At 70.8% G+C, this 14,995-nt stretch carries 14 protein-coding genes and 1 pseudogene; 6 read left to right on the top strand and 9 right to left on the bottom strand.

Annotated features, from left to right (window positions below):
• Window positions 1-139: 139 nt before the first annotated feature.
• The 3 genes and pseudogenes from ACZ5PO_RS07325 to thpR form a co-directional block, all read right to left on the bottom strand.
• The gene (locus ACZ5PO_RS07325) at window positions 140-721 is read right to left on the bottom strand and encodes an invasion associated locus B family protein (protein ID WP_464191783.1); all 582 of its coding nucleotides are present in this window, start codon (window positions 719-721) and stop codon (window positions 140-142) included.
• A 158-nt stretch (window positions 722-879) separates the two neighbouring features.
• Window positions 880-1,278 carry a YkvA family protein gene (locus tag ACZ5PO_RS07320; RefSeq protein ID WP_464191781.1) on the bottom strand — a complete coding sequence of 133 codons (399 nt, stop codon included), beginning with the start codon at window positions 1,276-1,278 and terminating at the stop codon, window positions 880-882.
• Window positions 1,279-1,380: 102 nt separating this feature from the next.
• Window positions 1,381-1,913, bottom strand: a pseudogene (gene thpR, locus ACZ5PO_RS07315) (RNA 2',3'-cyclic phosphodiesterase).
• A 264-nt stretch (window positions 1,914-2,177) separates the two neighbouring features.
• On the opposite strand from thpR, the gene ACZ5PO_RS07310 reads away from it, so the two are divergent.
• Window positions 2,178-3,104 (top strand): protein-L-isoaspartate O-methyltransferase family protein, encoded by a 927-nt coding sequence (locus ACZ5PO_RS07310; RefSeq protein ID WP_464191779.1) that lies wholly within the window; start codon window positions 2,178-2,180, stop codon window positions 3,102-3,104.
• A 126-nt stretch (window positions 3,105-3,230) separates the two neighbouring features.
• Here the strand turns inward: ACZ5PO_RS07310 and ACZ5PO_RS07305 are convergent, their stop codons facing one another.
• A complete protein-coding gene (locus tag ACZ5PO_RS07305; RefSeq protein ID WP_464191777.1) occupies window positions 3,231-3,872 on the bottom strand; it encodes an arylesterase in 642 nt (213 codons plus the stop codon).
• Window positions 3,873-4,077: 205 nt separating this feature from the next.
• On the opposite strand from ACZ5PO_RS07305, the gene ACZ5PO_RS07300 reads away from it, so the two are divergent.
• The 3 genes from ACZ5PO_RS07300 to ACZ5PO_RS07290 all read left to right on the top strand — a co-directional run bounded on the left by ACZ5PO_RS07300 (window position 4,078) and on the right by ACZ5PO_RS07290 (window position 8,569).
• Entirely contained in the window at window positions 4,078-4,824 is a 747-nt protein-coding gene (locus ACZ5PO_RS07300; protein WP_464196734.1) for an ABC transporter ATP-binding protein, read from the top strand.
• The gene (locus ACZ5PO_RS07295) at window positions 4,821-7,415 is read left to right on the top strand and encodes an ABC transporter permease (RefSeq protein WP_464191774.1); all 2,595 of its coding nucleotides are present in this window, start codon (window positions 4,821-4,823) and stop codon (window positions 7,413-7,415) included. Before ACZ5PO_RS07300 ends, ACZ5PO_RS07295 begins: the two co-directional genes overlap by 4 nt.
• A 371-nt stretch (window positions 7,416-7,786) precedes the next feature.
• Window positions 7,787-8,569: a Bax inhibitor-1/YccA family protein gene (locus ACZ5PO_RS07290; RefSeq protein WP_464191772.1), complete on the top strand. Its 783-nt coding sequence runs from the start codon at window positions 7,787-7,789 to the stop codon at window positions 8,567-8,569.
• A 110-nt stretch (window positions 8,570-8,679) separates the two neighbouring features.
• Here the strand turns inward: ACZ5PO_RS07290 and ACZ5PO_RS07285 are convergent, their stop codons facing one another.
• On the bottom strand, window positions 8,680-9,093 hold the full coding sequence (locus ACZ5PO_RS07285) for a DUF2794 domain-containing protein (RefSeq protein WP_464191770.1): 414 nt from the start codon (window positions 9,091-9,093) through the stop codon (window positions 8,680-8,682).
• A gap of 701 nt (window positions 9,094-9,794) precedes the next feature.
• On the opposite strand from ACZ5PO_RS07285, the gene ACZ5PO_RS07280 reads away from it, so the two are divergent.
• Window positions 9,795-10,100 carry a hypothetical protein gene (locus ACZ5PO_RS07280; RefSeq protein WP_464191768.1) on the top strand — a complete coding sequence of 102 codons (306 nt, stop codon included), beginning with the start codon at window positions 9,795-9,797 and terminating at the stop codon, window positions 10,098-10,100.
• Window positions 10,101-10,412: 312 nt separating this feature from the next.
• Here ACZ5PO_RS07280 and leuB read toward each other — a convergent pair whose 3' ends face one another.
• Window positions 10,413-11,522 (bottom strand): 3-isopropylmalate dehydrogenase, encoded by a 1,110-nt coding sequence (gene leuB, locus ACZ5PO_RS07275; RefSeq protein ID WP_464191766.1) that lies wholly within the window; start codon window positions 11,520-11,522, stop codon window positions 10,413-10,415.
• A 120-nt stretch (window positions 11,523-11,642) separates the two neighbouring features.
• A complete protein-coding gene (locus ACZ5PO_RS07270) occupies window positions 11,643-12,905 on the bottom strand; it encodes a TCR/Tet family MFS transporter (RefSeq protein ID WP_464191764.1) in 1,263 nt (420 codons plus the stop codon).
• A gap of 156 nt (window positions 12,906-13,061) precedes the next feature.
• Here ACZ5PO_RS07270 and ACZ5PO_RS07265 point away from each other — a divergent pair, with 156 nt between their 5' ends.
• Window positions 13,062-13,481: a DUF3574 domain-containing protein gene (locus tag ACZ5PO_RS07265; protein WP_464191762.1), complete on the top strand. Its 420-nt coding sequence runs from the start codon at window positions 13,062-13,064 to the stop codon at window positions 13,479-13,481.
• Between the two features lie 4 nt (window positions 13,482-13,485).
• Here ACZ5PO_RS07265 and ACZ5PO_RS07260 read toward each other — a convergent pair whose 3' ends face one another.
• Window positions 13,486-13,875: a RidA family protein gene (locus tag ACZ5PO_RS07260; protein WP_464191759.1), complete on the bottom strand. Its 390-nt coding sequence runs from the start codon at window positions 13,873-13,875 to the stop codon at window positions 13,486-13,488.
• 15 nt (window positions 13,876-13,890) lie between these two features.
• Window positions 13,891-14,817 carry a helix-turn-helix domain-containing protein gene (locus tag ACZ5PO_RS07255; protein WP_464191757.1) on the bottom strand — a complete coding sequence of 309 codons (927 nt, stop codon included), beginning with the start codon at window positions 14,815-14,817 and terminating at the stop codon, window positions 13,891-13,893.
• Window positions 14,818-14,995 lie beyond the last annotated feature (178 nt).

Here is a 14,995-nt window from a genome sequence, read left to right as displayed (position 1 = left end):
CATGGCCGGGCTTGACCCGGCCATCCATCTCTTGATGAACGACTCATTCGGCCGACCCTGGCGGGTCGCGATTTTCTTGACCGATGGATGGCCGGGTCAAGCCCGGCCATGACGGGTCGGCGACCGCCAGTCTGCCCCGTCAGGAGCACTCCTTGCGGGCGCGCTCCAGGGCCTGGGTGAAGCCGCGCAGGGAGTATTCGTCGGAGAGCTTGTTGCCCCGGGACGACAGCACCTTCAGGACGAGCTTCTCGCCCTTGGTCATGGTGGCGATCACCTGGGCCTCCTGGGCGGGATCCTTGATCCAGCCGTTCTTGCCCTTGGTCACCACGGCGAAGCCGGTGCCGTCCACCGTCGCCTCCGCGTCGGCGCTGTCCTTGGCGCCGAAGCCGAGCACCCAGCTCACCTCGTTGCGCACGCCGTCGGCCGGCCGTAGCGATACGAACAGGTAGGCCGGGTCGCGGTTGAGGTTCTTGGGCAGCCGCTCCTTGGGCTGGGAGAGGGCGTAGCAGACCTTGTTCTTGCCCTGGGACGCATAGGCGCCCCAGTCGGCGAAGGCGCCGATCTGCTGGCCGCCGCCGGGCGCGGCAGCCTTCGCCGCCGGTGCGTGAGCCGACGGCTTGCTGGCCGACCGCGCCGTAGCGGGCTGGGCGAGAATGCACGCGGACAGCACCATGCCGGCACAGGCCAGCGCACGAAAAGCGACTGAACTCGGACGAATCATGGAGAGATCATAGTTCCTTGCGGCGATACCGGAAGGGCCCCCAAGGCGCGCGCCCGCCGCACAAGAGCACGAAACGAAGCGAATTTCGAATCCGGCGCGGCGGCGGCGCACGGGCGGCGGCGCCGACGCTTGGCGGCCCGGCGGAGCCGCTCGCGATGCTATGTCGCGCTGGCGGTGCTTTCGCCGGCGAGGGTCGCCTGCGCCTTGCGGCGGTGGGCCGGCGTGATGGCGCTGGAGACCGCCGCCAGCGCGAGCGCCAGCACCGCGGCATCGTCGGTGAAGCCGATCAGCGGCAGGAAATCGGAGATGGCGTCGATCGGCATGATGAAATAGCCGAGCGCGCCGAACAGGATCATGCGCACGCGCACCGGCGTCGCCGGATCGGTGGCGCAATAGAACGCGGCCACCAGGTCCTCGGCGAACGGCACGTTGCGCGCCACCCGCTTCAGGGCCGTCCAGAAATTCGCCCGCACGTGCGTTTCGTCGCCGGCGGCGCCCTCGGCGGCCCGGCGCATCGTCCGCATCTCCTCCGGCGTGAACGGCTCGGCGATTCCCATCGTCCTCTCCACGTCCCAGCCGGCCTATCCTAAGCGCGAGGGCGGCGGGTCCTCAAGACATGGTATGGCCCACCCGCGCCGCAAGGCCGCCGGGCCGGCCGCTCAGCCGAGCGGATAGGCCGCCTCGATCACGTAAGGCCCACCGCCCACCGAATCGCGCGAGGAGAACAGCACGAAGCGGTTGGCGGTGAAGCGCATGGTCGGGAAGGCGCCGCGCAGGGCGAGATAGTCGGCCACGTCCATGGGCGAGGCGTCGCGCAGGCGGGCCAGCGTCACGTGCGGCGTGAACTTGCGTCCCTCGGGCGGGATGCCGACGCTGCGCACCTTGCGCTCCTGGTCGGCCTGCAGCTCGGTGATGGCGCTGGTCGGCGCGACACGCGCGATCACCGCCCGCGGCCGGCCGCCGCCGAACGCTGACAGGCCGTCGAGCGTCACCGCGATCGGCTCCCGGTGCACCTCGCCGAGCACGGCGTAGATGTCGCGGGCCGTGGCGTGGTCGATGTCGCCGATGAAGCGCAGGGTGATGTGGTAGTTCTCCCGGTCGATCCAGCGGGCCCCGGGCAGGCCGCCGCGCATGCGGGCGAGCGCATCGCTCATGTCGGAGGGATCTCGAGGCCGGTGAACAGACGGGGCATCGCTCTCCTCCTTGGCGCCGGGCGCCGCCGTCGCGACAGCGGACGCGGGGGACCCGCAACCGCGCCGACGGCCCGAATCAATCGGGTGCGGCGCAGCAGCCCGTACAATGACACTATGACGGCGTTCCGAAACGGCGCGCCAATTGCCGCGACCCACCCCCTATCAACAGTCATGGATCGCAATCGGCAAATCGGCGATCCTGGCCGGCCGATCCCGAGGCCGACGCGCGCTCGCCGGCCTCGGATCGACGAAGGACCGTCGCCATGACGCCAGCCTCCTCCCCACGCTCGGACGACGAGCCGTTCTCCGCGGCGGACCTCGCCGTCGTGCGGCGGGCCTACGCGCGGCAGATGCTGGCGGTCGCCGGTGTCGACAACGCCGCGATCGCGAGGGCCTTCGCAGCCGTGCCGCGCGAAACGTTCGTCGGCGATCCGCCGTGGCGCGTCTCCACGCCGTTCGCCGCCTATCAACCGCTCGCCGCCGCCGATCCGGTCGTGCTGTATCAGGACCTCGTCATCGCCCTCGATCCGGCGCGCGGCGTGAACAACGGCAGCCCGTCGCTGCACGCCAGGCTGTTGGACGCCCTTGGCCCGAAAGCCGGTGACCACGTCGTCCATATCGGCGCCGGCGCCGGTTATTATAGCGCGATCCTGGCCGAGCTGGTCGGGCCGGCCGGCCGCGTCACCGCGGTCGAGGTCGATCCCCCATTGGCGCGCCGCGCCACGGCGGCGCTCTGCGACCGGAGCAATGTCCGGGTGGTTTGCGGCGACGGCGCCGCTTGGCCCGAAGCGCCGGCCGACGGCATCTACGTGAACGTCGGCGTGACCCGGCCCGCCGACCGCTGGATCGACCAGCTCGCGCCGGGCGCCCGGCTGGTGTTCTGGCTGGGCGGGCCCGGCCCGAAGCGGCCGGGCATGGGCGGCCGCCACAGCGATCGCGGCGCCGCCATGCGTGTCGAGCGGCGGCCGGACGGGTTGGCGGCGCGGGCCGTCAGCACGGCGTATTTCGTCTGCGCCGAGGGCGGCCTGGCGGCGCGGGACGAGGCGCAGACCGCGGCGCTGGCCGAGGCGTTCGACGCCGGCGGCATCGACCGGGTGCGGAGCCTGGTCTGGAAGCGTCCGGCGCCGCCCGATCGCTGCTGGTTCGTGGGCGAGGACTGGGCGCTCAGCAGGGACGAGGTCGCCGCGTGACCGGGCGGATGCAAGACCGCAAGGCCGTCAGGCCGCCTCGATGTCGGTCTGCGGAAAACCGGCTCCCTTGAACATCAAGGGCGCGCAGCGTGGCGCCCGCCGACGGGGGCGGCCCGACGGGGCCGCTCAACCCTGCTGCGGCAGGCTCTTCAGGAACGTCTCGACCGTGGGCAGCATGCGCTCGACGATGACCCGGACGCCCTCGGCGGTGGGGTGCAGCCCGTCGGGCAGGACGAGGTCGCGGCGGCCGGCGACGCCGTCGAGAAAGAACGGGTAGAGGGTCAGCTGATAGCGCTTGGCGAGATCGGTGTAGATGCCTTCGAACTCGGCCGCGTAGGGGCCGCCGAGGTTGGGCGCCGCCCGCATGCCGGCGAGCAGCACGGCGATGCCGCGCGCTTTCAGCTTCGCCGTGATGTCGTCGAGCGCCGCCCGCGTCACCGCGGGATCGACGCCGCGCAGCATGTCGTTGGCGCCGAGCTCCAGGATCACCGCCTGGGTGCCGTCCGGCACCGACCAGTCGAGCCGCGCCAGCCCGCCGGAGGAGGTATCGCCGGACACGCCCGCGTTGGCGATGGTGACGTTGTGGCCCTTCGCGGCGAGCGCCTGCTGCAGCACCACGGGGAAGGCGTCGGGCTGCGGCAGGCCGAAGCCGGCCGTCAGGCTGTCGCCGAGCGCCACGATGCGCAGCGGCGCCTGGGCGGGGCTTGCCATCGGGGCGGGGCTTGCCGCCGCCTGGGCGCCGGCAGGGGAGGAGGCGATTGACGACATGACGCATCCGGCCAGCATCACAGCAACTGCGGCGATGCGCTTAAGATGCGGCGGCCTGGCGGTCGAGCGACCTGGGGACCGGGAGGGCTGCGGCAAAGCGACCGGCGGTTGGCCGGCTCCGCTTCGCTCCCCATATGCAGCGCGGCGACAAACGAGAGCGGACAAGGACATGGAGCGATCCGTGGGCGGTAAATCCGGCCCCGATATGGCGATCTCGCTTGCGGATGTGCAATTGTCGCTGGGCGCCGGCGCGGCGCGCGTGCACATCCTGCGCGGCATTTCCCTCGACATCGCCGCCGGCGAGGCGGTCGGTCTCGTCGGCCCCTCCGGCTCCGGCAAATCCACCCTGCTGATGACGCTCGCCGGGCTCGAACGGCCCGACAGCGGCCGCGTCGCCGTCGCCGGCCAGGATCTGGGCGCGCTCGACGAGGATGGGCTCGCCCGCTTTCGCGGCCGCCACGTCGGCATCGTCTTTCAATCGTTCCACCTCGTGCCCACCATGACGGCGCTGGAAAACGTGGCGCTGCCGCTGGAGCTGGCGGACGCCGACGACGCCTTCGCCCGGGCCGAGGCGGAGCTGGCGGCGGTCGGCCTGCGCGAGCGCGCCGGGCACTACCCGGCCCAGCTGTCGGGCGGCGAGCAGCAGCGTGTGGCGGTGGCCCGCGCCATCGTCGCCGGTCCTGCCGTGCTGGTCGCCGACGAGCCGACCGGCAACCTGGACGAACGCACCGGCGCGGGCATCGTCGACCTGCTGTTCGGGCTGCGGCGCGACCGCGGCGCCACGCTTGTGCTGGTGACTCACGACCTCGGCCTGGCGCGCCGCTGCGACCGGGTGGTGCGGCTGCGCTCCGGCCGCATCGTCGAGGGCCAAGAGCCCGATATGCAAGAGCCGGATGCGCCGGTGCCGCCGGCCGGCTTGGCTGCGCCGTCGTCCGGGATCGTGGCCCGATGAGCGAAGCTGCGGCGGCCGGCACGTTGCCGGAGCAGCGCCGGCGGTGGCGTGGCCCGCTGGTGCTGCGCCTGGCCTTGCGCGAGCTGCGCGGAGGCCTGCGCGGCTTCGGCATCTTCCTGGCCTGCCTGGTGCTGGGGGTGACCGCCATCGCCGGCGTGGCGAGCGTGTCGCGCAGCCTGAGCGACGGGCTGGCGCGGGAGGGCCGCCGCATCCTCGGCGGCGACTTCGCCGTCAGCCTGCTGCAGCGCGAGGCGACGCCGGAGGAGCGGCGCCTGCTGGACGGCGTCGGTGCGGTGGCGGGCATCGCACACCTGCGCGCCATGGCGCGCAGCACAGGCGGCGCGGCGCTGGTCGAGCTGAAGGCGGTCGACGGCGCCTATCCGCTGGTCGGGGCCGTCGAGACCAAGCCGGAAGCGCCGGCGGCGTCCTTGCCGAGCCTGCTCGCGGCGCGCGACGGGGCCTTCGGGGCCGTCGCCGACCCGGCGCTGCTGGCGCGGCTGAACCTCGCCGTCGGCGACCGCGTCAGCATCGGCAACGCCACCATCGCGCTGCGGGCGGAGCTCGTCGGCGAGCCGGACAAGCTGTCCGCCGGCGTCGGCTTCGGCCCACGCCTGATCGTCTCCCGCGAGGCCCTGGCGGCGACGGGGCTGATCCAGCCGGGCAGCCTGGTGCGCTGGACCTACCAGGTCGTGCTGCCGGCGGGCCGGGGCGACGACGCGAGCCTCGCCCGCACCATCGACGAGGTGGGACGGGCGTTCCCCCAGGCCGGCTGGCAGATCCGGTCGCGGGTCAGCGCCGCCCCGCAGTTCGAGCGCAACGTCGAGCGCTTCACCCAATTCCTGACGCTGGTGGGGCTCACGGCGCTGGTCGTCGGCGGCGTCGGCATCGCCAACGCGGTGCGCGGCTTCATCGAGCGCCAGCAGCCGACGATCGCCACCATGAAGAGCCTCGGCGCGCCGGGCCGTCGCGTCGTCGCCATCTATCTCACCCAGATCATGATCATCGCGGCGCTGGGCGTGCTCGGCGGCCTCGCCCTCGGCGCGGTCTTTCCCTTCGTCGCGGTGGCGCTCGCCGGCTCCATCCTGCCGATCCCGATCCAGCCCACGCTTGCGGTGTCCGAGCTCGGCGTCGCCGCCGTCTACGGCCTGTTGACCGCCTTCGTCTTCGCCATCGGGCCCCTCGGCCGCGCCCACGACGTGCCCGTGTCCGGCCTCTTCCGCGACCTGGTCGAGCCGAGCCGGACCTGGCCGCGGCCGGCCTATCTCGTCGCCCTCGCGATCGCCCTGGCGGCCCTGGTCGCGGTCGCCGTCGGCTTCGCCTACGAGCGGCGCATCGCCATCATCTACGTGGCTGCTGCTGCTGCTGCGTTCCTGATGCTGCGGGCGGTGGCGCAGGGCCTGATGGCGCTGGCGCGGCGGCTGCCGCGGCCGCGCGCCCTGGTGCCGCGCCTGGCGCTCGCCAACATCCATCGGCCCGGCGCGCTGACGCCGTCGCTGGTGCTGTCGCTCGGCCTCGGCGTGACGCTGCTCGTCACCCTGGCGCTCATCGACGCCAACATCCGCCAGCAGCTGACGCGGACCTTGCCGGCCCAGGCGCCGGATTTCTATTTCCTCGACGTGCCCAGCAGCCGCGCCGACGAGTTTGCCGCGTTCGTCGGCCGCGAGGCGCCGGGCGGGCGCCTCGAGCGCGTGCCGATGATGCGCGGCCGGCTGGTCTCGCTCAAGGGCACTCCGGTGGAGAAGCTCTCGGTGGCCGAGGATGTCGCCTGGGTGCTGGACGGCGACCGCGGCATCACCTACGCGGCGGAGCTGCCCGAGGGCTCGCGGGTGACCGCCGGCGAGTGGTGGGCGGCGGACGATGCCGGCCCGCCGCTGGTCTCCTTCGACGCCGAGATCGCCAGGGGGCTTGGCCTGAAGGTCGGCGACGAGATCGTGGTCAACGTGCTCGGCCGCGACATCAAGGCCACCGTCGCCAACCTGCGCACGGTCGAATGGCGCTCGCTCGGCATCAACTTCGTCATGGTGTTCTCGCCCAACAGTTTCCGCGGCGCGCCGCATACCGACCTCGCCACCCTGCGGCTGGCCGCCGGCGCCGGCGCGGCGGGCGAGGCGCAGGTGGTGCGGGCGGCGGCGCAGGCGTTCCCGATGGTCACCAGCGTGCGCGTCAAGGATGCGCTGGCGGCCATCGACGACATCGTCAGCGAGCTGGCGCTGGCCATCCGCGGCGCCAGCTCGATCGCCCTGCTCGCCAGCGTGCTGGTGCTGGCCGGCGCCCTGGCCGCCGGCCATCGCGCCCGCCTCTACGACGCGGTGGTGCTGAAGACGCTGGGGGCGACGCGGGCGCGGCTGATGGCCGCCTACGCCCTCGAGTACGGCGCCCTGGGATTGGCCGCCGCCGTGTTCGGCCTGGTCGCCGGGACGCTCGGCGCCGCCGTCATCGTGACCCAGGTGATGAAGCTCGCCTTCGTCTTCTCCTGGTCGGGGCCGCTCTTCGCAGCCGTCGTCGCCATCGTGGTGACCGTCGGGCTCGGCCTCATCGGCACCTGGCGCGTGCTCGGCCAGCCGCCGGCGTCGCATCTGCGCAACCTGTGAGGGCGCCCGCGAACGCGGGGCCCGGCGCTCGAGCGTTTCGCAGTCCAAAAGCCGCGCCCGGCTTCAAGTCCAACGAAAAATAGCCTATCCCGCATCAGGTTATCTTCGGTGGTTTGGGCGGGCTGCGGCGGTGGAAAGCCGACTTGCCGTGACGCCGAAAAAACAAACGGGAGCGCGGCGGCCCGCCGTTGCAGGGCTCGAGGCCGGAACTCCGCATTTCAACGAGTCCGGCCGCCTCCGGCGGCAGTGTTACCGAAGATTAATCGCCGCCGGCCGTCTTTCTCTTGTAAGCTATCCCATATCGGACCATATTTACCGCGATGCCGTGAGAAGGCATCGAGGGGACTATCCAACCGTCTCGAGAGGGATTTATGTCAGACTGGAATCGCGGCGCCCCTGGCTATGGCCCGGGCTACGCTCAGACCGGGACCGTTGCGCTCGATCAGGGCCTGCGGTCCTACATGCTTGGCGTGTACAACAACATGGTCGTCGGCCTTGCCGTTACCGGCTTGGCTGCGATCGGCACGTACATGCTGTCGGTGACGACCGATCCGTCGAACGCGGTGGGGCGAGTCGGCAGCCTGATGCTGACCGAGTTCGGCCGTACGCTGTTCGTGAGCCCGCTGAAGTGGGTCATCATGCTCGCCCCGATCGGCTTCGTGTTCTTCCTGAGCGCCAGGATGGACCGGATGTCGGTGCAGACGGCGCGGCTGACCTTCTTCGCCTTCGCGGCGCTGATGGGCCTGTCGCTTGCTTCGGTCTTCCTGGTGTACACGCATGCCTCGATCGCCCGCGTGTTCTTCATCACCGCGGCGGCCTTCGGTGGCCTGAGCCTCTACGGCTACACCACCAAGCGTGACCTGTCGGCCATGGGCTCGTTCCTGGTGATGGGCCTGATCGGCTTGGTCATCGCCTCGCTGGTGAACCTGTTCCTGGCGTCCAGCGCCCTGCAGTTCGCCATCTCGGTGATCGGCGTGCTGGTCTTCTCCGGCCTGACCGCGTGGGACACGCAGCGCATCAAGGAGATGTACTACGAGGGCGACAGCCACGAGACTGCGGCGCGCAAGTCGATCTTCGGCGCGCTGTCGCTGTACCTCGACTTCATCAACATGTTCACCATGTTGCTGTCGCTCTTCGGTCAGCGCAACGACTGATCGGCAACAGCCTGATCTCAAACGAAAGGCCCCGGGCAACCGGGGCCTTTTTTTGTTGGGCCGCAAGCGCTGGCGCTGCCCTTGCAGAGCAAGAGTCGCGCCTTCGAACCTCAGCTTCCGACCAGCCGCAGCGGCCTGTCGAGCACCTGCAGCACGCGGGACAGCTCGTGCCCGCGTTTGAGGATGAGCCCGGTGGCGCTCACCACCGCATAGGCGCCCTGGCGCCGGGCCAGCCGGGGAATCTTCTCGATCCGGTAGAGCGGCACCTCGGAGGAGCGGCGGAACACCGAGAACACGGCCCGGTCCCGGAGAAAGTCGATGGCGTAGTCGCGCCATTCGCCTTCGGCGACGCGTCGGCCATAAAGGTTGAGCAGCTGGCTGAGCTCGCGGCGGTCGAACGAGACCTGAAGCGGATCGGAGATCGAGGGGACGCTCGAAGGCGCAATGGCCGATTCGCGCCGGAGCTCGATCACCGCCTGATGTGCTGGCGCCTCCTCGGCGGCCGCTCCGTCACCGTCGCTCATCGCGCCTCCTGCCCGTTCCACGCCGGAACTCGTCCCGATCGGTCGGGCCTGCTCCAACGCTTTGAAATCCGGTGCGCTTCCCGGCAGCAGGCGCTTCCGCCGTCCGGGACGCGCCGCTTGCGCCACAGCTTCGAGCCCAAAGTCATGCAGCCGTCATGATGGAGCGCCGATGGCCGGCGCGCAAGGGAATCGGGCTGCAAAGCGCCGCCGGCGCCCAGAGCATGTCGCCATTGGACGAGCATCGTCCGATGGCCGAGACATGCCCCCATGCTTTGATGCTCGGCGCTTCTCTGCAATCGGGCGATTTCACCCAATCGTGAAGCGCTCCAGGGCAGGCGACAGAAACAAAGAATCTCATTTCTGACAAAAACGCGCCTTTCGACAGCCCCAGTACGACGCGACAAAACTCGCGTTGCCTCGACGGCCTGGTCACCGGTCGCTGCGGATCGTCAGCCCCCCAGCCCCCTGCGGCTTCTGATGGCCAGGCCTCGAGCAACGCCGAATAGGAAATGCAAGGGCCGCGTCGCGGCCCTTTTTCGTGGGCGCAGTCCGCCCCCCGCGGCGGCTCCCCACTGTGGCGCTGTCGCCGCAGGGAACCGCCGCCGCCGCGATCCGTTTATAGTTTCGTCGGCAGGAGCTTGTGCTCGGCCATCGATTGCATCATCTAGGATGAAGCGGACAGTCCGCGGGTGGGGGACGACATGCGTTACGCCTTCGTTACTGGGACAGCCCTCGCCCTGGCGGGCGTGGCCCTTGCAACCGTCGCCGAAGCGCGCGAGGCGAAGCGCACGCCGCAGCGCTATCGCGAAATCACCGTGAGCGGGCGCAGCTACCTGGATGCGGGCCCCGTCGTGCCGGTCGGCTCCACCAACAAATACGTCTATGCCGGCCAGTATTATGCCGTGCGCCCGAACTTCGCCGGGCCGCAGCAGCAGACGCCGCTGCCGCAGTACCCCTTCGACGTGCCCGGCCGGCCGTTCTCGCCGCCGGCGGCGTTGATGCCGTAGTCTCACAGGCCTACTGCCGTCGAGAGGTCGCGGCTTAGCGCGCGCGGCCTTTTCGGCTGCGGTTGCGACGGCTCGACCCGACCCCCACCAGTCCCTTCCGCTTCGCCCAAGAGCGCTGCGCGCTCCTGATTCAAAATCAGGAGCATGTCCGAGGACATGCTCTTGACAGCCCCCCACACGGGGGAAGCCGTTCGATCGGCAGCCTCGCGCAACGCTGCAAGCAAGCGCTCCTACCTCCCCCACGAAGTGGCGGGGAGAGGTAGGGGTGGGGAGTGGTCCAGCTTGCGCTACGCTTTCAGAGCGCTTGAGGCCTCACGCCGCCTTGGCCAGCGCGGCCACGATGGCGTCGCCCATCTCGCCGGTCGACACCGCGTTGGCACCCGGCGCGGCGATATCCTTGGTGCGCAAGCCCTCGGCCAGCACGCTGGCGATCGCCGCCTCCAGCCGGTCCGCCGCCTCGACGAGCCCGAACGAATAGCGCAGCGCCATGCCGAACGATCCCAGCATGGCGATGGGGTTGGCGAGGCCGCGCCCGGCGATGTCCGGGGCCGAGCCGTGCACCGGCTCGTAGAGCGCCTTGCGCTTGCCGGTGGCCGGATCCTCGGCGCCGAGCGAGGCCGACGGCAGCATGCCGAGCGAGCCGGTGAGCATCGCCGCCACGTCCGACAGGATGTCGCCGAACAGATTGTCGGTGACGATGACGTCGTACTGCTTGGGATTGCGCACCAGCTGCATGGCGCAATTGTCGGCGAGCACGTGCTCGAGCCTGGCGCCGGGATACTCGTTCTTGTGGACGCGGGTCACCACCTCGTTCCAGAGCACGCCGGTGCGCATGACGTTGCGCTTCTCCGCCGAGGCGACGTAATTGCGGCGCCGGGCGGCGAGCTCGAAGGCGACGCGGGTGATCCGCTCGATCTCGTGCGTGGTGTAGAGCTGGGTGTCGACGGCGCGCTTCTCGCCGTTCTCCAAGGTCACGATCTCCTTGGGCTCGCCGAAGTAGACGCCGCCGGTGAGCTCGCGGACGATGACGATGTCGAGCCCCTCCACGTGCTCGCGCTTGAGCGAGGAGGCATCGGCGAGCGCCGGGTAGCAGATCGCCGGGCGCAGGTTGGCGAACAGGCCGAGGTCCTTGCGCAGGCGAAGCAGGCCCGCCTCCGGGCGCTGGGCGTAGGGCACGCTGTCCCACTTGGGGCCGCCGACGGCGCCGAACAGCACCGCGTCGGCGGCTTCTGCGCGGGCCATGGCCGCGTCCGAAATGGCCTCGCCGTGGGCGTCGTAGGCCGAGCCGCCGACCAGATCGCGCTCCACCTCGAACTTGGCGATGCCCTGCCGGTCGAACCAGCGCACCAGCTTCTCCACCTCGGTGGCAACCTCGGGGCCGATGCCGTCACCCGGCAGGAGAAGAAGATTGAACGATGCCATGGCGATCCTGCGCATTTGTGGGGGGCTGAAGGGCGGTGTCTAGAACCCCACCTGCGCCTTTGGCAAGGGTGTCAGGCGTCGACCGGGCCGCCGCGACGGCCAAGGCTACGTAGCTGATGCTCAGGCGTGGCCATCCCCATGCTTTGCCGGCGTCGGGGTCGCTGTCACGGCAGCTGCCAGCAGGGCCGACGCGGCCATCAGGCCGGCGGCGAGCAGCACCGCCAGCCCCGGCATCGCCTGGCCGACCTCGCCGCGGATCGACCAGGCGAAGACGAGGGTGAAGAGGCCCGGGCCGATCAGCCCCGTGAGGCCGATGATACTGGCGCTCGCCCCCTGCAGCTGGCCCTGCTCCGATACCCCGACCCGGCGGGTCATCAGCGCCATGACCGCCGGCTGGATCAATCCGACGAGGGCGAAGACGGGCAGGCCGAGCCAGTACAAGAGCGCGGTCGGCGCCAGCCCGTAGATGGCGAAGCCCAGCGCGCCGAAGGCAAGCCCGACGAGCAGCGCGCCGCGGTCGCCCAGGGCGCGACTGATCGGGCCGACGAGGAGCGCCTGGACGACGATGTTGGCAATGCCGGTGGCGGCGAGCATCACGCCGAGCTCGGCGGTGCCCCAGCCGTAGCGGTAGGAGGTGTAGAGCACGAAGATGCTCGGCAGCACGTGATGGGCGAGCTGGAACAGGAAGGTGACGCCGGCAAGCCCCAGCAGCTCCGGGTGAGAGCGCAGCAGCTTGAGCGAGCCCAGGGGATTGGCGCGCCGCCATTGGAAGGCGGTGCGCCGCTCCGGGGGCAGCGATTCCGGCAGGACGAAGAGCCCGTAAAGTCCGTTGAGAAGGGCGAAGGCCGCCGCTGCCCAGAACGGCACGCGCGGCCCCCATTCGCCGAGCAGCCCGCCGATCGCTGGTCCGAGCACGAAGCCCACGCCCCAGGCGGCGCCGACGAGGCCAAAGCTCTTGGCCCGGTTCTCCGGCGTGGTCACATCGGCAATGTAGGCGCCGGCGGTGGAGAAGCTTGCGGCGGTGATGCCGGAGATGAGGCGGCCCACGAAGAGCCACGCGAGCGAGGGCGCCAGCGCCATCAACACGTAGTCGAAGCCGAAGCCGAAGATCGAGATCAGCAGCACCGGCCGCCGGCCGTAGCGGTCGGAGAGCAGGCCGAGCACCGGCGCGGCGACGAACTGCATCAGCGCCCAGGCCGTGCCGAACAGCCCGAGCATCTCGGCCGCCCGCGCGGTGTCGCCGGTAAAGCTCTCGACCAGCTTGGGCAGCACGGGAATGATCAGCCCGAGCGACATCACGTCGATCAGCACGGCGACGAAGATGAAGCTGAGCGCCGGGCTACGGCGCGTAGGCACGGCGGAGGCCGCGACGGGAACGCGCATGGATCGGATCGGGCCGGACCGGCCTGGCGAGAGGCCGCGGGAGCGCCTGTTTAGGCGTTCGCGCCGCCGCTGCCAACCGGCGGGCCCGGATCCAAGGTCATGCCGACGTGCGGGGAGCCTTGCCGAAGCGCCCTGCGGGCGGGCACTGTGCCCCCCATGCGGCCCGCCGTCGTCCTGCTTGCCTTGCCGATCTCCGCCTGCGCCTCGGCGCCCCTGCTCGAGGCCTCCTCGTGCCCGCAGGGAACGCACGCCGGCGCCGTCATCGAGATGGTGCTGGGGCGCAACGTCGGCCCCACCGAGACGGTGAGCGAGCGCGCCTTCGCCCGCTTCGTCGACGACGAGGTCGTGCCGCGCTTTCCCGACGGGCTGACGGTGCTGGATGCGGCCGGCTATTGGAACGACGGCGGCGTCCCGGCCCGCGAGCGCTCCAAGATGATCGTCATCGCGGTTCCGGCCAATACGGCCGCCGCGACGACCACGACCGACAACGTCAGCGCCATTGCCGCGGCCTACAAGGCCCGCTTCCGGCAGAAGTCGGTCCTGACCATGGTGCGAAGGAGCTGCGTCGGTCTGTGAGCGCTCACCGCTCGCGCCGTAGCGCCGTCACCTCGATTTCGATCTTCATAGCCGGGTCGAGGAGGCCGGCGACGACGAGCAGGGTGGCGGCCGGGCGGATGTCGGCCAGCCGCTCGCCACAGACCCGCAGCAGCGGCTCGGCATGGGCCCGGTCGGTGACGTAATAGGTGGCGCGCACGATATCGCGGAGGCTGAAGCCGACGCTCTCCAGGACGTCGGCGATCGTCGTCCAGGCATTGCGCGCCTGCTCGCCTGCGCCGGCGGGCAAGACCATGGTGGCGTAGTCGTAGCCGGCGGTGCCAGCCACGAACACGAACGGCTCATCGACCAGCGCCCGGGAATAGCCGAACGCCGTCTCCATGGGGGAGCCGGTGGAGACAAGGTTGCGCGGCATGGGGTGCTCTCCCGATCAGGCGTCTTCGATCGGCGGCGCATTGGCGCGTCGCGCCTGCTGCTGCTGATAGCGGCCGGGCGTCGTGCCCACGGCGCGGCGGAACGCCCGTGAAAAATTGGCGGGCGAGGAAAAGCTCAAGGCGGCTGCGATCTCCGTGAGCGACAGGTCGCTCTGGCCCAGCATCGCCTTGGCGCGGGCGAGCCGCCGCTCGCTCACGTAGCGGTGCGGCGCGCGGCCCGTCGACGCCTTGAACGCCCGGGCAAAGTGGAACGGGCTGAGGCAGGCGACGGCCGCCATGCTGGCGATGCTGAGATCGCCCGTCAGCTGCCCCTCGATGAAGTCGAGGACCCGCGCGAGACGGCGCCGGTCGAGGCCTTTTGCCGTCCCGGGCTCGGCGGGTCCCGGGCCTGGGTGCCGCCCGTAGCTGTGCAGCAGCCGGGCGGCCAGGCTTCGGCCCAGCGTCTCGACGAGAAGCCGGCCGGAGGCCGTCTCCGCCTGGATCTCGGAGAGGACCGCACGCCCGATCTGCTCGAGCAACGGATCGCGAAAGCCGCCGAGATACTGCAGGCCGGCTTCGGCATCGTCGCCCATCTCGTCCGCACCCATGCCATCGGCGAACCGGTCGGAGCCGACGTAGATGTGAACGACTTCGAGCCTGTCGCCCGACGAGCGCAGGAAGTCGACCGGCACATGTGGCGGGCAGAGCCACATGGCTCCGGGCTTGGCCTCGGTCCGCTGGAGAACGCCCCTGGCGCGGCGCACCACCGTGCCTTCGCCGCGGACGAGGAGAGCGACCTCGGTGACGGGCTGCACGAACGCCGGGAGGTGGGCATCGCGGTGGGCGCGCAGCTCGGCAAACAGGCCCGACCAGTGGCGCTCGCCGGAGGACCACAGCACCTGGTCCGGACCGTACCCGTATTTTTCGCCGCCCCGGCTCAGCATGGCGCGCCTCCTCGCGATTCTCGCCCGCCGTGCCGTCTGCGCCACGTCGTCGGCCGCGGCCCATCGTAGGAGCGTGACTCCGAAGTCAGCAAGCACGGACAATCGCCCAGCAAGGCGGGACGATGACGGTCGGCGCGTGCGCTTTAGTCTCCTGCGGTCGCGGCTTCGCGCCGCGGCA

This window comes from Chelatococcus sp. KU-N122 (genome assembly GCF_055391085.1).
This window is presented reverse-complemented; position numbering and strand designations above follow the sequence as displayed.